General features: G+C 43.3%; 23 protein-coding genes, 1 rRNA gene and 1 pseudogene. 12 read left to right on the plus strand and 13 right to left on the minus strand.

The genetic code is table 11. The features are described from left to right. Positions 1 to 51: 51 nt before the first annotated feature. On the minus strand, positions 52 to 1,725 hold the full coding sequence (locus HY807_10955) for a glutamine--tRNA ligase/YqeY domain fusion protein (protein ID MBI4826919.1): 1,674 nt from the start codon (positions 1,723 to 1,725) through the stop codon (positions 52 to 54). A gap of 117 nt (positions 1,726 to 1,842) precedes the next feature. Further along, complete coding sequence (gene gltX, locus HY807_10960) at positions 1,843 to 3,267, minus strand: glutamate--tRNA ligase (protein MBI4826920.1); 1,425 nt, start codon at positions 3,265 to 3,267, stop codon at positions 1,843 to 1,845. A gap of 149 nt (positions 3,268 to 3,416) precedes the next feature. On the opposite strand from gltX, the gene HY807_10965 reads away from it, so the two are divergent. Beyond that, positions 3,417 to 3,926: an ORF6N domain-containing protein gene (locus HY807_10965; GenBank protein ID MBI4826921.1), complete on the plus strand. Its 510-nt coding sequence runs from the start codon at positions 3,417 to 3,419 to the stop codon at positions 3,924 to 3,926. 20 nt (positions 3,927 to 3,946) lie between these two features. Here the strand turns inward: HY807_10965 and HY807_10970 are convergent, their stop codons facing one another. From HY807_10970 to HY807_10980, 3 genes are read right to left on the minus strand one after another with little or no spacing between them, the layout of a single operon-like run. Next, a complete protein-coding gene (locus HY807_10970; GenBank protein ID MBI4826922.1) occupies positions 3,947 to 4,297 on the minus strand; it encodes a nucleotide pyrophosphohydrolase in 351 nt (116 codons plus the stop codon). A 34-nt stretch (positions 4,298 to 4,331) separates the two neighbouring features. Next, positions 4,332 to 4,712, minus strand: a complete 381-nt coding sequence (locus HY807_10975; protein ID MBI4826923.1) for a hypothetical protein — start codon at positions 4,710 to 4,712, stop codon at positions 4,332 to 4,334. Then, a complete protein-coding gene (locus HY807_10980) occupies positions 4,702 to 4,995 on the minus strand; it encodes a hypothetical protein (protein MBI4826924.1) in 294 nt (97 codons plus the stop codon). Before HY807_10980 ends, HY807_10975 begins: the two co-directional genes overlap by 11 nt. A gap of 456 nt (positions 4,996 to 5,451) precedes the next feature. Between HY807_10980 and HY807_10985 the strand changes: the two are divergent. Together HY807_10985 and HY807_10990 are read left to right on the plus strand one after the other, a co-directional pair. Further along, positions 5,452 to 6,186: pseudogene (locus HY807_10985) on the plus strand (hypothetical protein). 13 nt (positions 6,187 to 6,199) lie between these two features. After that, positions 6,200 to 6,430 (plus strand): hypothetical protein, encoded by a 231-nt coding sequence (locus HY807_10990; GenBank protein ID MBI4826925.1) that lies wholly within the window; start codon positions 6,200 to 6,202, stop codon positions 6,428 to 6,430. A gap of 251 nt (positions 6,431 to 6,681) precedes the next feature. On the opposite strand, the gene HY807_10995 is transcribed toward HY807_10990, so the two are convergent. The 6 genes from HY807_10995 to tilS form a co-directional block, all read right to left on the minus strand. Then, positions 6,682 to 7,755 carry a hypothetical protein gene (locus HY807_10995; protein MBI4826926.1) on the minus strand — a complete coding sequence of 358 codons (1,074 nt, stop codon included), beginning with the start codon at positions 7,753 to 7,755 and terminating at the stop codon, positions 6,682 to 6,684. Between the two features lie 164 nt (positions 7,756 to 7,919). Continuing rightward, a complete protein-coding gene (locus HY807_11000) occupies positions 7,920 to 8,729 on the minus strand; it encodes a tetratricopeptide repeat protein (protein ID MBI4826927.1) in 810 nt (269 codons plus the stop codon). Between the two features lie 300 nt (positions 8,730 to 9,029). Beyond that, positions 9,030 to 9,464 carry a type II toxin-antitoxin system VapC family toxin gene (locus HY807_11005; protein MBI4826928.1) on the minus strand — a complete coding sequence of 145 codons (435 nt, stop codon included), beginning with the start codon at positions 9,462 to 9,464 and terminating at the stop codon, positions 9,030 to 9,032. Continuing rightward, the gene (locus HY807_11010; protein ID MBI4826929.1) at positions 9,445 to 9,651 is read right to left on the minus strand and encodes a hypothetical protein; all 207 of its coding nucleotides are present in this window, start codon (positions 9,649 to 9,651) and stop codon (positions 9,445 to 9,447) included. The genes HY807_11005 and HY807_11010 overlap by 20 nt, the downstream gene beginning before the upstream one ends. A 95-nt stretch (positions 9,652 to 9,746) precedes the next feature. Beyond that, positions 9,747 to 10,601 carry a hypothetical protein gene (locus HY807_11015; GenBank protein ID MBI4826930.1) on the minus strand — a complete coding sequence of 285 codons (855 nt, stop codon included), beginning with the start codon at positions 10,599 to 10,601 and terminating at the stop codon, positions 9,747 to 9,749. A gap of 39 nt (positions 10,602 to 10,640) precedes the next feature. Further along, entirely contained in the window at positions 10,641 to 12,011 is a 1,371-nt protein-coding gene (tilS, locus tag HY807_11020) for a tRNA lysidine(34) synthetase TilS (GenBank protein ID MBI4826931.1), read from the minus strand. A gap of 16 nt (positions 12,012 to 12,027) precedes the next feature. Between tilS and lysA the strand changes: the two genes are divergently transcribed. The 9 genes from lysA to HY807_11065 all read left to right on the plus strand — a co-directional run bounded on the left by lysA (position 12,028) and on the right by HY807_11065 (position 19,832). Further along, positions 12,028 to 13,284, plus strand: a complete 1,257-nt coding sequence (lysA, locus tag HY807_11025; protein ID MBI4826932.1) for a diaminopimelate decarboxylase — start codon at positions 12,028 to 12,030, stop codon at positions 13,282 to 13,284. 91 nt (positions 13,285 to 13,375) lie between these two features. After that, positions 13,376 to 14,206 (plus strand): diaminopimelate epimerase, encoded by an 831-nt coding sequence (locus HY807_11030; protein MBI4826933.1) that lies wholly within the window; start codon positions 13,376 to 13,378, stop codon positions 14,204 to 14,206. Continuing rightward, a complete protein-coding gene (locus HY807_11035) occupies positions 14,196 to 14,369 on the plus strand; it encodes a DNA gyrase inhibitor YacG (protein ID MBI4826934.1) in 174 nt (57 codons plus the stop codon). Before HY807_11030 ends, HY807_11035 begins: the two co-directional genes overlap by 11 nt. A 1-nt stretch (position 14,370) precedes the next feature. Further along, positions 14,371 to 15,177 carry a 4-hydroxy-tetrahydrodipicolinate reductase gene (gene dapB / locus HY807_11040; protein ID MBI4826935.1) on the plus strand — a complete coding sequence of 269 codons (807 nt, stop codon included), beginning with the start codon at positions 14,371 to 14,373 and terminating at the stop codon, positions 15,175 to 15,177. A gap of 412 nt (positions 15,178 to 15,589) precedes the next feature. Beyond that, entirely contained in the window at positions 15,590 to 16,024 is a 435-nt protein-coding gene (gene rplM / locus HY807_11045) for a 50S ribosomal protein L13 (GenBank protein MBI4826936.1), read from the plus strand. Positions 16,025 to 16,038: 14 nt separating this feature from the next. Further along, positions 16,039 to 16,431, plus strand: a complete 393-nt coding sequence (gene rpsI / locus HY807_11050; protein ID MBI4826937.1) for a 30S ribosomal protein S9 — start codon at positions 16,039 to 16,041, stop codon at positions 16,429 to 16,431. Between the two features lie 104 nt (positions 16,432 to 16,535). Then, complete coding sequence (locus HY807_11055) at positions 16,536 to 17,582, plus strand: N-acetyl-gamma-glutamyl-phosphate reductase (protein MBI4826938.1); 1,047 nt, start codon at positions 16,536 to 16,538, stop codon at positions 17,580 to 17,582. Next, on the plus strand, positions 17,582 to 18,787 hold the full coding sequence (argJ, locus tag HY807_11060; GenBank protein ID MBI4826939.1) for a bifunctional glutamate N-acetyltransferase/amino-acid acetyltransferase ArgJ: 1,206 nt from the start codon (positions 17,582 to 17,584) through the stop codon (positions 18,785 to 18,787). The genes HY807_11055 and argJ overlap by 1 nt, the downstream gene beginning before the upstream one ends. A gap of 64 nt (positions 18,788 to 18,851) precedes the next feature. Next, positions 18,852 to 19,832 (plus strand): LysM peptidoglycan-binding domain-containing protein, encoded by a 981-nt coding sequence (locus HY807_11065; GenBank protein ID MBI4826940.1) that lies wholly within the window; start codon positions 18,852 to 18,854, stop codon positions 19,830 to 19,832. 74 nt (positions 19,833 to 19,906) lie between these two features. On the opposite strand, the gene HY807_11070 is transcribed toward HY807_11065, so the two are convergent. Both HY807_11070 and HY807_11075 read right to left on the minus strand, forming a co-directional pair. Beyond that, a complete protein-coding gene (locus tag HY807_11070) occupies positions 19,907 to 21,331 on the minus strand; it encodes a sigma-70 family RNA polymerase sigma factor (protein ID MBI4826941.1) in 1,425 nt (474 codons plus the stop codon). Between the two features lie 210 nt (positions 21,332 to 21,541). Beyond that, positions 21,542 to 22,018, minus strand: a 23S ribosomal RNA gene (locus HY807_11075); the annotation flags it as partial.

Below are 22,018 nucleotides of genomic sequence, written 5' to 3' on the forward strand. Positions count from 1 at the left end.
TATTACTCCTTCAATCCCCTCTTTGGCAAAGAGGGGCAAGGGGAGATTTTATTATTTATTCTCCGCCTTATTTACCTTGGCCCATGTATCTTTCAAAGTCACTGTCCTGTTAAAGACCGGCATCTTCTTAATAAAAGAGTCTTGCGGGTCGACACAAAAATAGCCGAGCCTCTCGAACTGACACATGAACGCATCCACAAGAGCCGGCTCAATACGGCTGAATGACATTGTCTTAAGCGAGTTCGGATTCAGATCTGCGATAAAATCCTCACCGGGCTCAGAAACTGAAAAGAGGTGATCATACAACCGCACTTCAGCAGGCAGAGACCTCGGCGCAGATACCCAATGGATCGTTGCCTTGACCTTGCGGCCGTCAGGAGAATCGCCGCCCCTTGTCTCCGGGTCATAGGTGCAGCGGATCTCAGTGATAACTCCGTTCTCATCTTTGGCCACACCTGTGCAGGTTATAAAGTAGGCATACCTTAAACGCACCTCCCGCCCCGGAGCCAGGCGGAAGAACTTCTTCGGCGGGTCTTCCATAAAGTCATCACGCTCAATATAGATTTCCCGTGAAAAAGGCACCTTTCTCGTGCCCATGCTCTCATCTTCAGGATTGTTCACGGCATCAAACTCTTCTACCTGATCATCAGGATAGTTCTCTATCACAACCTTCAAAGGGTCAAGCACCGCCATAAAGCGCGGGGCGCGTTTGTTAAGATCCTCCCTGAGACAGTGCTCAAGCAAAGCCATATCAACTGTGCTGTTTCTCTTTGCGATGCCTATACGTTCACAAAAGTTTCTGATAGCCTCAGGGGTGTAGCCGCGCCTTCGCAAGCCTGAAAGGGTCGGCATCCTGGGGTCGTCCCAGCCCGTGACATGCCCTTCATTTACAAGCGTAATAAGCTTTCTCTTGCTCAAAACCGTATTCGTTATGTTAAGGCGCGCGAACTCGATCTGCTGAGGATGATAGATATTCAATTCATCCAAAAACCAGTCATAGAGGGGACGATGGTCTTCAAACTCAAGAGTGCATAGCGAATGAGTGATGCCCTCAATAGAATCTGATACGCAGTGAGCAAAATCATACATAGGATAGATACACCACTTGTCGCCTGTCCTGTGATGGGAGGTTTTCTGAATACGATAGATGACAGGATCGCGCATGTTGATGTTGCCGGATGACATATCTATCTTTGCGCGGAGTGTGCGTGAGCCATCCTCAAACTCCCCACCCTTCATCAGCTCAAAGAGGGCTATGTTCTCCTGTACTGAACGATTCCTGAACGGGCTCTCCTTGCCCGGCTCTGTAAGAGTCCCCCTGTACTGCCTCATCTCATCAGCGCTCAGGTCGCATACATACGCCTTGCCGTTGTTGATCAGTTGAAGCGCGTGCACATAGAACTGGTCAAAGTAATCGGAGGCGTAGTATTCCCTGTCGTCCCAGTCAAAGCCGAGCCAGTCGACATCATCTTTTATCGCTTCGACATATTCAACTTCCTCTTTAGTCGGGTTAGTATCATCGAAACGAAGATTGCAGAGTCCGCCCTTAAATTCATTTGCGATGCCAAAATTAAGGCATATGGACTTTGCGTGGCCTAAATGAAGATAGCCGTTAGGCTCAGGCGGGAAGCGCGTATGCACGCGGCTCTCGTTCTTGTTCTGTTTAAGGTCTTCAGAGATTATCTCCCTGATAAAGTCAGATGGTTTTGGAGAATTATCATTCATAATAAAATTGTGTCATTGCCCCTTTAATGTCATTCTGGCTGCTCCGTCCAGCCTACTGTTGGCTTGTCCAGAATCTATCCGTATAAAGATTCTGGACAAGCCAGAATGACAGAGTAGTTACGAGGCTTTGATAGCCTCAACAGCCTTTTCCAATCTTTTAACAGTCTTCTCTTTGCCTACTATCTCAAGCACCTCGAATATCCCGGGGCTTGCGGTGCCGCCTGTGATAGCGACCCTGACAGGCTGCGCGAGCTTCCCAAGGTTTGCTCCGTGCTTCTCAACTATGGATTTGAAGATACTTTCAAGTGCTGATGACGAAAAATCCGAAGCCGCTGCCAGTCTCTCTTTCAGTTCGACTAAGAGTTCAAGGCAATCTTTGTTAAGGAACTTCTTACATGCCTTATCATCATATTTTATCTCTTCAGCAATATAGTAGCGCATAGACTCAGCAAGCTCGACCAATGTCTTTGAACGTTCTTTTAATGTAAGGACAGCCTTGCTCAGCCATGCCATGTCAATTGACCCGCCTTCTTTGAGCAAACCATCTTTGACCAAAAAAGGAATGACAAGCTCAGCAAGCCTCTCCGGCGATGAACCCATGATATACTGAGCGTTCAGCCAGTCAAGTTTTTCAGGATTAAATACAGCAGCAGCCTTGCCGATATGTTCAAAGGAGAAATGTGCAATAAGCTCTTCCTTTGTAAAGACCTCCTGATCGCCGTAAGACCATCCGAGGCGCACAAGATAATTGACAAGCGCCTCAGGCAGATACCCCATATCCCTGTAAGCGGTGACTGAAGTCGCGCCATGCCTTTTAGAGAGCCGCGCCTTGTCAGCGCCGAGTATCATCGGAAGATGCGCGAACTTAGGCACCGCATAATCCAGCGCCTCATAAATCTGTATCTGCCTCGGAGTATTATTGAGATGGTCATCGCCTCTTATCACATGGGTTATCTCCATATCAACGTCATCAACGACAACCGTCAGGTTATATGTCGGAGTGCCGTCGGAACGCTGTATGATAAGGTCATCAAGCTGTTCATTATTAAATTCAACAACACCCTTTATCAGGTCATGTACTACGGTAACGCCGTCCTGCGGCATCCTGAACCTTACAACCGGTTCTACTCCTGTAACAGGCTCTTTAAGCCCTCTGCACTTCCCGTTGTATTTTAGCGCCCTGCCTTCTTTCATCGCCTCTTTTCGCTTTGCCTCAAGCTCCTCAGGAGAGCAGTAACAGTGATAAGCATTGCCTTCTGCCAGAAGCTTGTCTACATATTTTTTGTAGATATCAAAGCGCTCTGTCTGCCTGAACGGGCCTTCATCCCAGCTAAACCCGAGCCACTTCATGCCGTCAATGATAGCGTCAATGAATTCGTCAGTAGAACGGGTTCTGTCAGTATCTTCGATCCTTAATATGAAGGTGCCGTTATTGTGCTTTGCGTAAAGCCAGTTGAACAATGCCGTCCTTGCCCCGCCGATGTGAAGGAAACCTGTAGGGCTCGGTGCAAATCGTACGCGTATCTTTTCAGTCAAAGTCATTCTCCTTAAGCAGTTAAAATCAAGGTCAATTATATCATAGATAGAGTGGAAGCGGGAAAGATTGGAAACTGCTCTTCGATAACGAGAGAAGACGTGAGGTTAATTCATTATCTTGAAAATCCAGACCGTTATAGTCTTTAATTGAAGGCATGAAAGAGATAATACCGGCTGCAACAATCGAGAAAAAGATATATCTGATACGTTCCCATAACGTCATGCTTGATAGCGATTTAGCAGAGCTATATGAAGTTGAAACAAAAGTTCTTCTTCAGGCTGTAAAAAGAAACATCGAACGGTTTCCTGACGATTTCATGTTTCAGCTTAACAATCAGGAAGTTATGAACTTGAGGTCACAAATTGTGACATCAAGTTGGGGTGGACGACGCTACAATCCATACTCCTTCACAGAAAATGGTGTTGCAATGCTCTCAGGTATTTTAAACAGCAAAAGAGCTATCCATGCAAATATTCAGATCATGAGAACTTTCACAAAGATCAGGGAATTACTTGCCACACATAAAGATTTGAGACAGAAAATTGAAGCAATGGAGAAGAAATACGATAGTCAATTCAAGATTGTTTTCGATGCCATCCGCCAGCTAATAACACCGCCTGAGACAAAGAGTAAAAAAATAATTGGTTTTGGAAAAGAAAAGTAATAAATTGCAGCATGGCAGTATTATCTTCTGTTGTACTTTACGGCGTTGTCTTTGGAGAGGCCGACGGGGTATTTCTTTTCATTGAGGGCGATCTTGGCGAGGACTTCTTTTTCGATGTCGATGTTTAATTTATCAGCAAGGCGGACGAGGTAAATGAAGACATCTGCTATCTCTTCTTTAACCTGTGCGAGTTCTTTTTCAGAATTGACGATATCCTTTGACTGCTCTTCTGTCAGCCACTGGAAGATCTCAAGCAGTTCAGCAGCTTCTGCGGCGAGAGCCATTGAGAGGTTCTTCGGGCTGTGAAACTGATCCCAGTTTCTGGCTTCAGCGAACTTGCGGAGGGTCTGTTGGATGTCAGGGAGGTTCATGACGATCCTTCCGGGAAAGGCGCGTGCATAGTGTTCATAGAAGGAATCCTGCAATCTCGGTAAATATCTCTTTCAATAAAGGAACCTCTGCAGCTTCAACATTTCCGTCAGGCAGGTGCTTGTGACCAGAGGCGGCTATTGATGGTTTATGTTTGGCATTGTCATAACGGAAGACTAACGAGCCGTCGCCTTGCTGATAATGGAATGAGTAGTTGAGCTTCTGAGGTTTGTATTTGAGATCCAGATATTCCGTAAAAATAAGTTTGGAGTTGTTAGAGAAAGTGACTTCGCCTTCTATGATGCCGATCTTCTCGGTTCTGAAATCAGTTCTTAATTTAGAATCAGCAAGTAAGCCAGCCCTGGCATATTCATCTATGACCTTTACAAGTTCTGACAGGTATTCGCTAAGCAACATACCGGATTTCCTTCAGTCTGTTCAGGTCTGCAAGTATCCTCTCCCTGATCTTCAGTTCCCCGGCCCATTCAATATATTCAGAGTCGCCGTTTTTCATATCTTCGGCTGTGAACTTAGACAGAAACGTTTCAGAAGAAATCTTATATTCATTCTCAAATTGTGTAATCTGTTTATTTGTCTTTTGAAGACCAAGTTCAAGACGCTTCAGTTCCGCTTCAATGGCATCCTTGATGATATCCAGCGTGCTGTTATCTGAATCGGATTTTATCTGTACCGTTGTCATGATAACCTCCTTCTTTGATTGCCTATATTTTATCTGAATTGACCTTCTACATCAAACGCTTTAAATCGGTAATGCACCTGATTATCAGTATGTTACCACATGAGGGTAATTTTCAGGATTGTTTACACAGGGGAGAGGTTCTTCGGGCTGTGAAACTGATCCCAGTTTGCGCTTTTATTCCCCTCTTTAGTAAAAAGGGCTCCCTGTCCGGTAGGCAGGCTTTATGCGAAATCCAGCGACTATTCAAATGAGACTTATAGTCTATGGACGTAAAAGTATTAATTGTATTTAATAGATCATTGTGAAAGACATTCAAATTAAGTTCGGCGAAAATGTTAAAAACCAACGCAAGAAGATGGAATATTCCCGTGAGAAACTTGCAGAACTCAGCGGTCTGCATTGGCACTACAAAAAATATTTTGCAAACAACTTCATGCGTTTTGTTAAAATAATGCCATGAAACAACATGAAGCAGTTATGAAAGTAATGGCAGAGAACGGAGGATATGCGACCCTTGGCTTTTTAAATCAAGAGGTACTCAAGATTCGAGAGTGTGTATGGAAAACAAAAACTCCATTTGCAAGCATCCGCCGTATTGTTCAAGATGAGCGTTTTTTCTTTAAGATACGCCCCGGCTTATGGGCATTAAAATCCTTTAAAGGCAAGCTACCGACTGACATCCTGCCAGTTAAAGACCAGCCAAAGGCAAAACAGGAAGAATATTCCCACTCCTATTATCAAGGGTTACTTGTAGAAATAGGAAACTTAAAGCAGTATAAAACATTTGTTCCCAATCAGGATAAAAACAAGCTTTATCTTGGTAAAAAACTTTCTGAAATTGTAACGGTTTCCAATATATATCAGTTTAGCTATGATGCGATAGTTTGAACAGCGCGAACTGTTGATGTGATGTGGTTCAACAAGAGAAACATGCCTTCAAGCTTTTTTGAAATCGAACATTCCACGGATATTCATAATTCCTTGCGAAAATTTGTTGAGCTACAGGACTTCTATACCAACTTCTGCATAGTCGCTGATGAGGTCAGACGGAGGGAATTTCAGACAAAATTGTCCTCTCAGGCATTTAACCCTATTAGCAAACGGGTTGGTTTTTGGAGTTACGACAATGTGGCCGAATTACATTCAAAAACAAGTGAGCTTATAAGTATAGAATCCAGGCTCATTCTGTAGAAAGGGAGAGTAAATGCTATTTAAACCTTATTTTAAAGAAATTTCGGAAGAGCTAAACAATGATATTATTATGTTTAAAGAGAAATACTCTGAGACAAAAAATAATTGTTATCCTGAAGAATTAACAAAATTATTTGAAAAATATATTGAGGTTTATGGGCATGCATACTGTATGGATGTGGGTAGTGAAAGGAAGAAGCTATCAAAATTGCTCTATAGAGCCTTAAATGAAATAAAACCTTGACATCAAATATCAACAAGTTGGCGGTTTAGTCGATGACTAATTACAGACATGCGATTTTAAACGCAAGCAGTATTTGAAGCTGGTAGCATCACTTGGCATCAAGGTTGAATACGTCTATGTGCTAAATGATTGGTTTAAAAAACCGGAATACAAAGATGTATTGGATTATATTCATAGCGTTAATTGCCACTATAAATTCAATGAGCTTCCTTTGGCGTGGTTAGGATTGCCTACAAAAAAGGGCTAATAAATTAGACGGCTCCGGTCTCTTTATCTTTCCCCAGCATTCCCTTCGCCATCTCATACTCTTTCTTATAATTCATCCCCGTATCCAGAAACGGATCGATAACCTGAAATGCTGAATACATATAGGCAAGCAATTGAAGTCCTGTAAATTCTTTTCCGGGGATGCTTTCGAGGTTATATTTCTTCTCTGTCTTTGCAGGATCAATTCCCTGCCTGCCCAGCATCGCAATCTCAAAGCCGACTTTTTTAATTTCTTCTAAATCTTTGTCCGCAAAATATTCCAATGCGCTGAGGCAGTACATGGTGACTGCCATTTGACCCACCCCCCTTTCAATTCCCCCCTTGGTAAGGGGGGACTCAGAGGGGTTGTCCTGAATGTCTGAAAAAGCACCTACTGTTGGTTTTATTAGAGGGGAACTTTCCTCATCAGTTATAACTTCCCTCTTTGGCAAAGGGGGGTTGAGGGGGTTACCCTGATACTCGCTCTCCTCTATCAAAGAGAAATACTTTTCAATCTTTAGTTCCTTTGCCCATTTCTGAATTAATTCATGCGACTCAAGCGCCATGTCATTCTTTTGATATTTCCGGTATTCATCATAAAAACCCTTTGCGATCTTCATCTGCTGTTGTGATGCTTTGAAGAGATTGCTTGTCTCATATCCATACAGGTCTTTAAACTGAAAACTGTGCACAAGGCTCAAAATGATATTGGCATTCCTGACAATCGCCGGAGCGAATTCAATGATCTTTTTGCTTGTTGCTGATTTAATGTAATCCTGAAACAGCGTATAGAGGGAAAGAAACTGAAACGGGCGCAACTCCGGATATGTCTTGTAGAGAAAATCTTCAATGAAAAGGTCTACTGGGTTGTTGTAGATTTGACTGTTAATGCCGCTAAAAATGGTATTGATAAAACCAGCTATTGAGCTTTCATCCATCCCTTCACTATTAAGACGTTGAATGACGGCTTCGTTGTCTCTTATGAATAGCTCTTTCTGCTCTTTTGTGGATACAAATACATAATTCGCGTTCTTCTTCCTGTACTGAACCGCAAAATCGAGATGAACGAGTTCATGCATTATTAAATGAGAAATGGCGGGGAAGTCTTTTTTAAATCTGACGATGTGTTTGTCGCGGTTGTGGTTTTCCGCAATCTCAAGCTTTGCCGGCGTGAGAATGGAATCGTCAGGAATGATGTCGATTATTTTGCCTGATTCAACCGCGAGCTTCTGTAAATAATTATCTAATAAGGCAGGTGTATCTGTCTGTCTGTCTGTCTGTCTGTCTGTCTGTCTACAATTTTACGGCTTACTTCAGTTGCGAGTTGTACGGCATGCCTGTATATGGGATCATTTATTTTGCTCTTCTTTAAACTCTGAATCGCATAGTCAAATGCAGCAGGATATTCTCCTTTAATATTGCGGAGCATACCCATTGCGTAAATCGTATTCGGATAGTTGCTGTTGATGGAGTATGCCTTTTCAAAATAGCGTTCTGCCTCTATGACTTTTCCCAACTGCATGAGGTTTGCACCGATATTGTTCATGGCAATATGGTCATCCGACCTCACTTTCAATGCCTGTTCGTAATATGTCATTGCGGTAGGAATATCATTTCTGTCCCTCGCAAAGATATTGCCCATCATAATCAACGCATTGGTATTCTTCGGATCCCAACGCAAAGCATCAATCAGACAGTTGATGCCTTCTTCCTGATGACCTTCATCAGAATATATCTGGCCTAACACCCTGTGATATTCAGAAACAGTCGGATTGTTCTTAACGAGCTTTTCGAGAACAGGCTTTGCCTTTTTATAATTACCTGATTCACAGTATTTGATTGCGGTATCAAAGGCCGACTTCTGGCTGAGAATTGTGGAGGTGTCTATCTCGATCTTTATAAACTCTTCATCAATCTCGACTTTAGGTTTATACGGGCCGAAGGTGTAATAATTCCCCAATTCAGCTTTCAATATCTCAACACTCTTTCCGGCCTCTTTTGCCTTCGGAAAAAGATTGAAAAGAAAATCATCTATTTTGTGAATGATGATCATTAGATTTACTGCCCCTTCACAGCCTTCTTCAAAATGAGATTATTGATATAAATCTTCGACATTAAACCATCCTCGCTTTCCCCGTTATTATATACGTAGCTGGTTAATTTTGTTAAATAAAAATGAGAGGAACGGGAGCAAGAAAGCAAAGGCTCTGGATTAATAATCGAGGTTGGGAGTGGCATCTAAGGAATACGATTCTGGACCTGCCAGAATGACAGCAAAGCGACTTACTGCCCCTTAACCGCCTTCTTCAACTCCCGCACTATCTCCTTCACCGACTCATTGCTGACCTTTCCCTTACCGCCCATAGATATGAAAATCCACAAACTCACGTATTCTCACAAAATCCTTTTCATTTTTTGTAAGCACAAACGCTCCGATTCTCCGGGCAGAGCAGGCGATAAGAATATCATTTTGCAGACGGGAAAGATATGTTGAGTCATATCTGTATTTTTTTCTGTTCTTCGCGATGATGCCGCCGGTTTGACGCCAGTCCTCGTCATTGGGGACTATCAGTCTTCCGACATTCTGAAAGGTGTGATACAACTTGTCCAGAAGCTTAATGGACTGGCTGTCATGCGCTCCGGCGTAAAGTTCAGAAACAACAACCGAACTCATGTATAGTAATGGCGCGGATGTCTCATTGAAAACCGCAGGATGCGCGATTCCCTGATTTATAAAAGGGATATATATCGAGGTGTCGCAGATAACCTTAAGCGGATATTCTGCCAAAAATGTCCTCTATCTTCCCCTTACCTTTTACTGCGGAAAGCGCTTTATGAATTTTCTCGTTGGCAATCACCATATCAAGGGCTTTATTGATTGCCTCAGTGTCGGTAACGGCATGGGTAATCCGTCTGACCATCTCAATTTTGCCGGGTTCAAGAAGAAACTGTTTTCTTACTTTTGCTGTCTGCATAGTTCATCACCTCCATGATGTGTATAGTATACAATAACATACACACAAATAAGCAGTTAACTGGGAAATCTGTCTTGAGGTTAAAACTTAATAGATTACTGCCCCTTCACTGCCTTCTTCAACTCCCGCACTATCTCCTTCACCGACTCATTGCTGACCTTTCTTGAGAACCGGATCTTGTCAATGAAATGCAGGTCATAGACAATCTGGATCAGGTCACCCTTCTGGATGACACTGTGAGGCGGCATGTCGTGTAGCTCCGCGTACTTGTCCCTGATATCAAAGACCTTTCTGAAGACAGCCTTCTCCTTGGAGTTCAGCCTGCTGTATCCGCTGATCTTTCTGTACTTGTCCTCCGGGTCTCTTGTGTAATCCTTGTTCTGGATCTGGAGGTTCTTCAGGAAGAACGGCTCCATCAGCTTTTTGGCGTAGAGCTTTGCGATAATGATATCCTTCAATGCAAAGAGATGTATCACATCATTGAGCGCATAATGGATCGCCTCTTCTTCTATAGGCCTGTTGATCCAGTTATGCTGCTGATACTTCCTCTTCTCTTCGAGCACGATGCCGAGTTCAAAAGCGATTATGGAATGAAGGTCCTTCTTCTCATATTCGAGAAGCTCAGTGGCGGGCCTCAGGTCGAGTATGGATTTTATCTCCATGCCTGCTGAGTTCTTGAGTAAAGAGAGGTCGCTTCCTGCGTCATACATCATCTTCAGGATACTTGAATCTTCAAAGAGCATCTTGAGCGTCTCTTTGCCTATATTAAATGGATCAATGATGACACTGTCCACTCCGTCGAATATCTGCACCAGGCATAACCTCTCTCCATAAGCGTGGAGGTTAGACTCAGCCTCAATATCCAGGGCGATGACATGAAGCCCCTTCTCTTTAAACTTCTTCAGATATAATTGAAGCCCTGTCTCGTTTTCAATATAAATATAATTCATAATTATCTAATATACAGGCGGAACCGGCTGTCGGGCAAGTTAAGAAGACACGACCTTTAGAACCAGGAACTTATTTGTCCCCTCTTTTGCCTTAAACCTTTCATCCATCCTGCAGCCTGCGACCCAAATTATATCTTCTCCTGAAACAATAATAGGCACTGCATCTCTCTGCTCTCTCGGAACCTTCTCATCCACAAAGAAATCCTGGAGCTTCTTTCTCCTGCCAAAGCCAGCGGGATAGAAGAAATCCCCATCCTTTCTCATGCGGACCTGAAGCGGCAAAGTGAGGCTGTCATAGTCAAGGACAGCGGTATCCCTACCATCAGTTTTTTCTAATTTATCAAAGAGTTGCGCCAAAAGCCTTAAACCTGATTCATTAAGGACAATCTCGCCCGAAATATCAATATTCTGTGTCTTAATGCCTTCAGCAGCCTCTCTGGTAAAGAGAAGTGTTGAATAACCTTTTAACGCCCTGATGCCTTTAGGAAGGTTTATACTGTCACCGCTCTTGCACTCTTTAATAAGATGTATGATGTCATCGATATGAACCAGTTCAATACCCCTTTCAGCGCCTATCTCAGACAGCACCCTGCGAAGCACCCTTCTCAGTATCGCTCGCTCAATGTTCATCAGAGGGATAAGAAAAAGCTCGATCGACTCATCCGTCTTTCTTGTGATAAGCCTCATCATCGTCTTTGTAGTTTGTATCTCAAGGTATTCATCCTCGCCTCTTAATATCTCAGCTGTCCTGTTTATGCTCTCAATGACAGAGGGATTTTCATCTTTCAACAAAGGGAATATCTCTAAGCGCAGCCGGTTGCGTGAGTAGTCTCTCTTGAGATTGGAGGAATCTGTCATATATGAAATATTTTTGTGTGACAGGAATGCTTCAATATCCTTTCTCTCAATATCTATCAAAGGCCTGATAATGCTTCCGCGCACAGGCTGCATTCCAGAGAGGCCTTTTCTGCCTGCTCCCCTGATCAGCCTCATCAAGACCGTCTCAGCCTGATCATCCGCGTTATGCGCTATGGCTATACATGCGGCATTGACCTTATAAGCGAACCTGTCAAACGCGTCATAGCGCAGCTCTCTGGCAGCCTCCTGAAGATTAAGCTTCATTGACTCTGAATGCTGCTTTGTATCGACTGGCTCAACATAAAATTTTATCCCTAACTCATCACAAAGGCGCCTGCAAAATGCCTCTTCTTCAATGTTTTCGTTGGGACGCAGTCCGTGGTTTACATATACAGCGTGCAGAGAGAGATTGAAATTGTGCTTGAGTTCATCTAAAATAACCGTTAAGCAGACAGAGTCAGGACCGCCGGACAGCCCTATGAGAATACTGTCTCCATGCTGAAGCATCGAATATTTCTTTATGGTTTTAACAGCCTTTTCTTTAAGATCCATAGGAAGATTATAACTCATGCATGACTTTAAATATAAAAATTCAAAACTCTATGCTGAAAATATTCCGGTTGAAAGGATTGCCAAAGAGGTTGGCACTCCGGTATACATCTACAGCCATGACACCTTCATCAGGCACCTGAACGCATACAAAGATGCTTTTGACGGCCGCAGTCATATAATCTGTTTCGCGCTTAAGGCAAACTCAAACCTCGCGATACTGAAGCTCCTTGCAAAGAATGGTTCCGGCGCAGACGTCGTATCAGGCGGTGAGCTTTACCTTGCATTGAAGGCTGGGATACCGGCAAAGAAGATAGTCTATGCCGGAGTCGGCAAGACTGATGACGAGATAGCATACGCGCTTAACTCAAAGATACTCATGTTCAATGTCGAATCATCTGACGAGCTGAAGGCGATAAACAGGGTCGCCAAAAAGCTGAATGTCAAAGCTCCGATAGCCCTGAGGGTCAACCCTGACATTGACCCGAAGACACATCCATATATATCAACCGGATTAAAAGAGAGCAAGTTCGGCATCCCTATTGCGGATGCGCTTGAACACTATGCACTTGCAAAGAGGCTTTCAAATATCGAGATACTCGGGATACATAAACACATCGGCTCCCAGATAACTCAGATAAGGCCTTTTGTTGACGCCTTAAAGAAGATCCTCATACTTGCTGATAGCTTGAGAGCAAAAGGGATCAATATACAGAACCTCGATATAGGCGGCGGGCTCGGGATACCTTATAATAATGAAGAACCTCCTCATCCCAAAGACCTCTCAAAGGCGATACTTCCTCTTCTCAGGAAATATGATTTCAACCTTATACTTGAGCCCGGAAGGTCTATCGCAGGCAATGCCGGGATACTTGTGACAAAAGCCCTCTACATCAAACAGCACGCGGATAAAGAGTTCGCAGTTGTAGACGCAGGCATGAACGACCTGATCAGGCCGAGCCTCTATAATGCATTCCATAATATTTCCCCGGTCAAAAAGAATAGCCGCAAGAAGGTCACAACGGATATCGTAGGCCCTATATGTGAATCAGGAGACTTCCTCGCTAAGAATAGAAAGATGAACCGTGTCATGCCGGGCGATCTGCTCGCTGTGATGAGCGCGGGCGCGTACGGCTTTACAATGAGTTCAACATACAACAGCAGGCCGAGGGTACCTGAAGTTCTGGTCAAGGGCGATAAATACTTTGTCATCAGGGAGAGGGAAGATAACAAGGTCCTTGACAGAGGGATCAAGATGCCGGAGTTTTTAAAATAAAGATTCAAGGCTGTCATTCTGGCTTGTCCAGAATCGATCTTAAGGCAGGATTCTGGACAAGCCAGAATGACAAAGAAAAAACCAAATGAAAATTAATTTCACAAAAATGCACGGCCTCGGCAATGACTTCGTTGTCATTGACAATAGGAACAGCAGGATCAAAAACCTGAAGAAGCTCGCGCTGAAACTCTGTGACCGCAGGTTCGGGATCGGAGCTGATCAATTGATAATTCTCGGCAGCTCCAAGAAGGCTGACTTCAGGATGGGCATCATCAATGCCGACGGCTCTGAGGTCGAGATGTGCGGCAATGGGATAAGATGCCTTGCGAAATATATATGGGACAACAAACTTAAGGTTAAGAGTTCGTCGAAAAAACTCTCTATAGAAACCCTCGCAGGCATAATGTATCCTGAAAAGTCCGGTTCCCTGATCAAGGTTGATATGGGAGAGCCTGTATTAGAACCTGATAAAATCCCTGTAACGATCAGATTATCAACTGTCATTGATCATCCCCTAAAGGTTAAAGATAAAACATTTAGGATTACATGCGTATCAATGGGAAATCCTCATGCTGTTATTGTTGTGAAGAATGTTGATTCTGCTCCGGTCGAAACTATCGGGCATGAAATAGAGAACCACAAACTCTTTCCAAAAAGAACCAACGTTGAATTCATACAAATACTAAACAGAAAGAATATCAAGATACGTGTATGGGAAAGAGGGGCCGGCGAGACCATGGCATGCGGCACCGGCGCATCAGCGGTTGCGGTAGCAGCCTCACTCCTTGGACTTGCAGATAGAAAGGTCACTATCCATCTTAAAGGCGGCAAGCTTCTTATTGACTGGTCTAAAAAAGACAACCATGTATATATGACAGGCCCTGCGGTGAAGGTATTTGATGGAGTAGTTAATGAAGATTAAATGCCCATATTGCAAAAAAGATACAACGTGGGAGGAAAACCCGCATAGGCCATTCTGTTCCGACAGGTGCAAACTGATTGACTTAGGCAAATGGGCATCGGGTGAATATAAAATAGAGGGAAAGCTTAATGACGAATCAGACCCATCAGAAAAGGAGAATTGATATGGTGAATATAATCGTATCCGGCGCTGCCGGAAAGATGGGCACAAGGATAACAGCACTTGCAAATGCACATGAAGAGATAAAGCTTATTGGAGCGCTTGAGTATAAGGGCCATCCAAAGATCGGCTCTGATATAGGAGAAGTTACAGGGATCGGCAAGATCGGAGTTGCCCTTTCAGGCGATATCAATGACATCAAAGAAAAAGCCGATGTGCTGATCGATTTCTCCAATCCGGAGACAACTGTGGCAACAGCAAAAGCCGCTGCTGCAAAAGGCATCGCAATGGTCATAGGAACAACAGGGCTTACATTTGAGCAAACAGCATCTATCAAGTCCCAGACTGACAAAATCCCCTGCGTACTTTCGCCAAATATGAGCGTCGGGATCAATCTTCTTTTGAAAATACTAAAAGATATAGCCGGGGTGCTTGGAGATGATTATGATGTTGAGGTCATAGAGGCACACCACAGGCTTAAGAAAGATGCCCCGTCAGGCACTGCTATACGTCTTGCACAGGTTCTCGCGGATGCCCTTGGCAGGGATCTTGAAAAGACCGCTGTATATACGAGAAAAGGGATCATAGGCGAGAGGACAAAAAAAGAGATCGGGATGCAGACCATCCGGGCCGGTGATATTGTAGGTGATCATACCGTCCTCTTCGGCGGTATCGGCGAAAGGATCGAGATAACTCACAAGGCATCAAGCAGGGACACGTTCGCAGGCGGTGCAATCAAGGCAGCCCTGTGGGTTGCAGGGAAAGAACCGGATTTATACGATATGCAGGATGTATTGGGCCTTAAGAAATAGATTGCCAGTCATTTAAAATTACATTATTCCGCTTTGCCTCTTTAGCTGTTAATGTGTTAAAGTTTATACGCTTACACTATACTTTTTGGAGTTGGTTAATGAAAAGTGAAGAAAAGAACCGTTTTAAATGCAATGCCTGCGGAGGGCCTCTTAAGCTCTCCATCGGCTGAAGAGGAACAAGCCTGAACTGCATGGATTGCAGACAAAGCTATACAATTCAGGAGTATATCCACGAGATGGAAGATGTGGATTGGGCAAAACTGTCCTGCCAGCCTTGTGACAGGGCCTGATCCTCTGCATCAAGGCATTACTTAGTGCCTTGATGTTATCCTTCCTGACTTATTGACAAATAAAGAACATATAACATAATATATATGTTCAAATAATTTACTAAATTTAGATCTGAGGAAATATGAAAACTGTATTTACAAAAAAGAGCGATGTAGACACAAAATGGTATGTTGTTGATGCCAATGGGCAGGTGCTGGGAAGGCTGGCTTCAAGAGTAGCTTCAGTGCTCAGAGGCAAGACCAAACCAATATACACCCCTAATGCCGATACAGGTGATGGCGTTATCATCATAAATGCCGGCAAGATCCAGCTTACGGGCAACAAGCTTGAGCAGAAAGAATACTATCACCACACTGGTTATCCCGGTGGAATAAAGAAGGAGACCGCTAAAGACCTTATGAAGGTTAACCCTGAAAAGCTTCTTACCACTGCGATTCGAGGGATGCTTCCTAAAAACCCTCTCGGCAGGGAACAGATAAAGAAACTAAAGGTTTACAGCGGCACAGACCATCCTCATGTTGCACAAAATCCTGAACCATTAACTTTGACCAAATAAGGAGTTTTTAGAATATGGCAGAGATACTATATAACGCAACCGGAAGAAGAAAAAATTCTATTGCGCAAGTTTTCCTTAAGCCCGGTGCCGGGAATGTCACAATCAACAAGAAACCACTTGGGGAATACTTCCCTTTTGAGACGATGAAGATGATAGTTCTTCAGCCGTTAAATTCTGTTGCAGTCAACGGCAAGTATGATGTCAACGTCAGGGTAACGGGCGGAGGCGTAAGCGGACAGGCCGGCGCTATCAAGCACGGCATAGCTAGGGCGCTCATCAAGATCAATTCCGACTTTAGAGGGCCGCTTAAAAAAGAAGGTTTCTTAACGAGAGATCCGCGGGCGGTTGAGAGAAAGAAGTATGGCCAAAAGGGTGCAAGAGCACGCTTCCAGTTCTCAAAGAGATAATTAATAAACCGTGGCTGGTTAAGCGTATTGCGTAACAAGTTGAATTTCTACACAAAGCCTTTTATTAATATCACTCATAACTGATTACACATTACGGTCTTTAAATGTTAAAAGTTGCTATCTTAGGAGGCAGTGGATATACAGGTGGTGAACTATTCAGAATTCTGCAGCACCACTCACATGTCAAGGTAACAGCCGTCACTTCCGAACGTCTGGCAGGATCATCCATCTCAGAGTTATTTCTTCACTCAAGAGATTCCATTCTCAAGCTTGAAAAACTTCATCTTGCTACACTAAAAAACAAAGCCGACCTCTTTTTTCTCTGCCTTCCACATATGACCTCTCAGCCGGTTGTTGCATATCTTAATGAAGCAGGCAAAAAGGTTATTGACCTTTCAGCTGACTTCAGGCTGAAGAGCGCTAAAACATATCAGGAGTGGTACGGCACCAAGCATATCTGTCAGCCCCTTCTTAAAAAAGCTGTTTACGGCCTTCCTGAGATCAATAGGGACAAGATAAGATCCGCATCGATAATCGCTAACCCTGGCTGCTACCCTACATCTATAGTCCTCGCCTTGGCCCCGATAATTGACAAGGATTTTGCTGATACTGATTCTATTATTATAGATTCAAAATCAGGTGTCTCAGGAGCAGGCAGAAATCCGGCACAGCCTTTCATGTTCTGTGAAGTCAATGAATCTGTCAAGGCCTATGCTGTAAGCAACCATAGGCATACTCCAGAAATAGAGCAAGAGCTGAATTGTATTTCAGGGAAGAAGATCAAGATAGTTTTCACTCCGCACCTGATCCCCATGGACAGGGGGATGCTCAGCACCAGTTACATCCGCATTAAAGAGGGTATGACCCTCTCCAAGGTTCAGCAGATATACAGGAACTTTTATAGAAACGAGCCATTTGTCAGGGTTTTAAATAATGGAATTTATCCGGCCACAAAGGCTGTGAAAGGAAGCAACTACTGCGACATATCTGTATTCCTTGACAAGCGAAGCCATAGCCATAATACACTCATAATAATAAGCGCGATCGACAACCTTCTAAAAGGGGCTTCAGGCCAGGCTGTCCAGAACATGAATATAATGTCCGGATTCAATGAGACTGAGGGGCTTAATACCCTTCCCTTATTTCCTTAATGCGCAAGCCATCTGTTAGCAAGAAACTCCTTGTCCCGGGATTTATGTTCTCAGGCATATCTGTTGGTATCAAAAAGAAGACAAACAAACCTGACCTGGGAATTATATTTTCAGAAAAGCCGGCAACCATAGCGGGCGTCTTCACGACCAATAAGGTTAAAGCAGCTCCTGTCAAGCTTGATATAAAACGCATAAGATCCGGGAAGGGTCAGGCTATAATTATTAACAGCGGCAACGCCAATGCATGCACTGGTGAGATCGGATTAAAAGACGCCTCTGAGATGACAAGACTTACTGCTCAGGAACTGGGAATCAGAAATAATCTTGTCTATGTATCATCAACCGGAATAATCGGAATACCGCTTCCTATGGCAAAAATAAGAAAGGCTATACCAGTAGCCGTCAAAATGCTTTCTCCTCTATCATTGGACAATATCTCTTCTGCAATAATGACCACCGATACTTTCCCCAAGGTAGTATTCAAAAAGGTCAGGATAGGCAATAAGACGGGATCAATTGCTGGGATAGCCAAAGGGTCAGGAATGATCTCACCGAATATGGCGACAATGCTGAGCTACATTGTCACTGATATAGATATAACCCCGATAGCTCTCAACAATGCCCTGAAAGCGGCTGTAAAACAATCATTCAACAGGCTGGTTGTAGATAATGATATGAGCACAAACGACACTGTAATGATCATGGCAAACGGAATGCTCGGCAATATCCCGATAACCCGAAAATCATCTGACTACAAAGTATTTGAAAATGCATTGATTGAACTCACATATAATCTTGCAAAAATGATAGCCATAGACGGAGAAGGCGCAACAAAGCTGGTCAATGTAAAGGTCAAAGGAACAAAAACAGAAGCGGATTCTGAAGATATTGCCAGAGCAATCGCCAGCTCTATGCTTGTCAAAACAGCCATATACGGGCAAGACCCGAACTGGGGCAGGATAATATCGGCCATAGGATATGCCGGAGTTGACATTGATGAAAAAAAGATAGAAATTCATATTAATAAATGCAAAATCGTAAGCAATGGGATCAGAAACAGCAAGGCTAATATATCGCAAAATTTATTCGCCGATAAAGAAATAAACATTACTGTAGACATCGGCCTTGGAAAAAAATATGCCAGTATACTTACATGTGACCTTACTGAAAAATATATAAAGATTAACGCTGAATATTCCACTTAGCTTCAATATAATATTTTTTTATGATATATTGTAACTACAGATTTAATTTCATGGAGGAATCCAAATGAAGATAAGAGCATTATTGCTGGTCATAGTATTCGGGCTTTTTATTAACTTCGCAAGCGCAGATGACCCAGAATCAAAAAACTATATCATAATAAAAGGCGATACCCTCTGGGATATCTCTAATAACGAACTGAAAGAACCTATGTTATGGCCAAAGCTCTGGCATGCCAATCCTCAAATTGCAAATCCTGACCTCATCTATCCCGGTACTAAGATATGGATTCCATCCAGGGAGGAACTTATGCGTTTGACCCAGGATAGCCCAAACGCGGAAAATACAGCTTCTTCTGATGAGCTTGAACTGGACTTCCCGGAATTCAAACCTGTAATAACAGAATCTCCCAAACCGGCTGTTGAATATATTGTAGACAAAAACACCTACATCTCAACCGGTTGGATATCAAACGAATATCAGAACATCGGAGAAGTATTTTTTACTGATAGAGGAAGAAATCTGTTTGGAAAAACCGATTCTGTATTTCTGAAGACAGGAAACAAAGTTTCGGTTGGTGATATGTTCTTGTCTATTAGGAAGACTAAGGAAATCAAACATCCAAAGACTGGCGGCAGGCTTGGATATCAGGTGAAAGTGACCGGCCTGCTTGAAGTTGTAGAAATTGAGAATAACACTCCTAAAGCCAGGATTATAGAACAATATGATCATCTCGACGACGGTGACAATCTAATGGAATATGTCGGATGCATGCCACCTGCCAGGCTCAAGACAGCAAGAACTCCTGACATTCATGGATACATAGTGGGGTCAAAGATCGACAACCGTATTTCATACAAAGGCGATATTGTTTACCTTGATAAAGGTTCTGAAGACGGGCTTGAACCTGGTGACGTCTTCTCAATTCAGGACAATGCTCCGATAGGTTCTTTGCAGGTTATATCCACAAGGTCAAATACTGCGGCTGCCATTATACTTGATATACAGCAAGAAGTGATGACAGGCGATACATGGGGTAAGAAATAATAAATAGTAAGCCAGAGATACAAAAAAAAAGGGGGCAGAATTCTGCTCCCTTTTTTTATACATTACAAATATTTTTATGTGCTTACCAATGTCTTCAGCGCCTTCAATCTCGTAGGGTGCTTAAGTTTCCTTAAAGCCTTTGCCTCTATCTGCCTGACCCTCTCTCTGGTGATTGCAAGGTGCCTGCCGACCTCTTCGAGTGTATGATCCCGGTCTACGCCTATACCAAACCTCATCCTGATTACCTTCTCCTCTTTTGGAGTAAGTGTACCAAGCACTTTCTTTATATAACCAGAGACCTCTTTTTTCTCTGCTTCTGTGTACGGAGAAGGGCTGTTTTTGTCACCAATAAAATCTTCAAGTTCAGTGTCTTCATCGCCTACAGGTGTCTGCAGCGCAATAGGATCCTGAATAGCCCTAAAAACATCCTCAACTTTCTTAGTAGTAACTTCCAGTTTCTTGCCAATCTCTTCATTGGTCGGCTCTCTCCCAAGTTCCTGAGTGAGCTCCCTTGATGCCTTTGTAACCCTGTTATAAAACTCCATCATATGAACAGGCACCCTTATAGTCTTGGTCTGATCTATCAGAGCCCTTGTAATTGCCTGCCTTATCCACCAGGTTGCATACGTACTGAATTTATAACCTTTTTCATACTTGAACTTATCAACAGCTTTCATAAGCCCGATATTACCTTCCTGTATAAGATCCAGAAGAGGCAATCCTCTGCCTACATAATTTTTTGCAATATTAACTACAAGCCTGAGATTTCTGGTGATAAGCTCGCCCTTGGCCTCATGAACAAACGCCTGTACTTTGAAGATCCTGTCCCACATTAACAGCAGATTATCTATCTTAATTCCCACCTCTGACTCTATCTTCTTGAATGTTTTCCTTACCTTGCTCGCTGTCTCTTCCATTTCAAGAAGCAATGACTGCCTTACCCTTTTTTTGCTTTTTTCATGCTTAATCATTAAACCTATTGCCTTAAGCGAACCGCCGTACTTCTTCATTTTTTTATTTGATGCCCTAACCTCATCGACCATGTCTTTGATTCTGTTTAAAGCAAGGTCAACAACCACGTCAATCCTCTCTGATTCTTCCTCAAATACCTCAGCATCAAAAGGAATAGTTTTCTCGATCTTCTTTGTAATGGGAAGATGCAAGATGATTTCAGCAATAATACCTTTTCCTTCCTCAAGCTTCTTGGCAAGCTCAACCTCCTCAGCTTTGGTAAGTATGGAGATATCCCCCATAGAATGAAAATATGCCTGGACAAGATCCTCGGTCTTCTCGTACCCCTGAACCTCCTCCTTCTCCAATGGCTGTGCCTCTTCATCCACAATATCAATGCCCATATCCTGAAGAAGATCCATAAGATCTTCAATTTCATCAGGACTGAAGAATTCAGAAGGAAGGGCCTCGTTTATCTCATCATACGTCAGGACGCCTTTCTTTTTGCCGACCTCAATTATTTCGTCTACTATATCTCGTTCTTTCATAAGCTTATAATGAATTATGGGATGTATAACTTGAAATTATATCTGAAATTAGAGTAAAAGACAAGAATTATAATTAAAAAAACCTTCTCTCAAGAAAATGTATGTTTTCATATAGTTACCTTACGGAAATTTTACAAAAAAAAACCCACTTGTCTGTGGGCTTATTAAATGACTAAAACTATTATGTGATAACTGTTAGAATTTGAGTAATGAGGTCAAGGCACACGATCTATTAGTACTGGTTAGCTCAATCCGTCACCGAACTTACACACCCAGCCTATCAATGTGGTAGTCTACCACTGATCTTCAGTCCCGCTTAAGCGGGAGGGAGACCTAATCTTGAGGTGGGCTTCCCGCTTAGATGCTTTCAGCGGTTATCCCGTCCGAACATAGCTACTGGGCACTGCTCTTGGCAGAACAACCCACACACCAGCGGTTCGTCCATCCCGGTCCTCTCGTACTAGGGACAGCTCCTCTCAAGTCTCCGGCGCCCACGACAGATAGGGACCGAACTGTCTCACGACGTTCTGAACCCAGCTCGCGTAACGCTTTAATGGGCGAACAGCCCAACCCTTGGGACCTACTTCAGCCCCAGGATGCGATGAGCCGACATCGAGGTGCCAAACGGCGTCGTCGATATGAACTCTTGGACGCCATCAGCCTGTTATCCCCGGCGTACCTTTTATC

The sequence above is a fragment of the Nitrospirota bacterium genome (assembly GCA_016207885.1).
Classification (GTDB): Bacteria; Nitrospirota; Thermodesulfovibrionia; order UBA6902; family UBA6902; genus JACQZG01.

What these genes read in the sequence shown, in the direction of transcription:
- HY807_11055 (MBI4826938.1), top strand. Translation starts at nt 16,536, where the DNA reads ATGTTAAAAGTTGCTATCTTAGGAGGCAGTGGATATACAGGTGGTGAA.
- HY807_10965 (MBI4826921.1), top strand. Translation starts at nt 3,417, where the DNA reads ATGAAAGAGATAATACCGGCTGCAACAATCGAGAAAAAGATATATCTG.
- HY807_10970 (MBI4826922.1), bottom strand. Translation starts at nt 4,297, where the DNA reads ATGAACCTCCCTGACATCCAACAGACCCTCCGCAAGTTCGCTGAAGCC.
- HY807_11010 (MBI4826929.1), bottom strand. Translation starts at nt 9,651, where the DNA reads ATGCAGACAGCAAAAGTAAGAAAACAGTTTCTTCTTGAACCCGGCAAA.
- lysA (MBI4826932.1), top strand. Translation starts at nt 12,028, where the DNA reads ATGCATGACTTTAAATATAAAAATTCAAAACTCTATGCTGAAAATATT.
- HY807_10990 (MBI4826925.1), top strand. Translation starts at nt 6,200, where the DNA reads ATGCTATTTAAACCTTATTTTAAAGAAATTTCGGAAGAGCTAAACAAT.
- HY807_10975 (MBI4826923.1), bottom strand. Translation starts at nt 4,712, where the DNA reads ATGTTGCTTAGCGAATACCTGTCAGAACTTGTAAAGGTCATAGATGAA.
- HY807_10980 (MBI4826924.1), bottom strand. Translation starts at nt 4,995, where the DNA reads ATGACAACGGTACAGATAAAATCCGATTCAGATAACAGCACGCTGGAT.
- HY807_11070 (MBI4826941.1), bottom strand. Translation starts at nt 21,331, where the DNA reads ATGAAAGAACGAGATATAGTAGACGAAATAATTGAGGTCGGCAAAAAG.
- dapB (MBI4826935.1), top strand. Translation starts at nt 14,371, where the DNA reads ATGGTGAATATAATCGTATCCGGCGCTGCCGGAAAGATGGGCACAAGG.
- HY807_11000 (MBI4826927.1), bottom strand. Translation starts at nt 8,729, where the DNA reads ATGATCATCATTCACAAAATAGATGATTTTCTTTTCAATCTTTTTCCG.
- HY807_11035 (MBI4826934.1), top strand. Translation starts at nt 14,196, where the DNA reads ATGAAGATTAAATGCCCATATTGCAAAAAAGATACAACGTGGGAGGAA.
- rplM (MBI4826936.1), top strand. Translation starts at nt 15,590, where the DNA reads ATGAAAACTGTATTTACAAAAAAGAGCGATGTAGACACAAAATGGTAT.
- HY807_11015 (MBI4826930.1), bottom strand. Translation starts at nt 10,601, where the DNA reads ATGAATTATATTTATATTGAAAACGAGACAGGGCTTCAATTATATCTG.
- rpsI (MBI4826937.1), top strand. Translation starts at nt 16,039, where the DNA reads ATGGCAGAGATACTATATAACGCAACCGGAAGAAGAAAAAATTCTATT.
- argJ (MBI4826939.1), top strand. Translation starts at nt 17,582, where the DNA reads ATGCGCAAGCCATCTGTTAGCAAGAAACTCCTTGTCCCGGGATTTATG.
- HY807_10995 (MBI4826926.1), bottom strand. Translation starts at nt 7,755, where the DNA reads ATGCATGAACTCGTTCATCTCGATTTTGCGGTTCAGTACAGGAAGAAG.
- tilS (MBI4826931.1), bottom strand. Translation starts at nt 12,011, where the DNA reads ATGGATCTTAAAGAAAAGGCTGTTAAAACCATAAAGAAATATTCGATG.
- gltX (MBI4826920.1), bottom strand. Translation starts at nt 3,267, where the DNA reads ATGACTTTGACTGAAAAGATACGCGTACGATTTGCACCGAGCCCTACA.
- HY807_10955 (MBI4826919.1), bottom strand. Translation starts at nt 1,725, where the DNA reads ATGAATGATAATTCTCCAAAACCATCTGACTTTATCAGGGAGATAATC.
- HY807_11065 (MBI4826940.1), top strand. Translation starts at nt 18,852, where the DNA reads ATGAAGATAAGAGCATTATTGCTGGTCATAGTATTCGGGCTTTTTATT.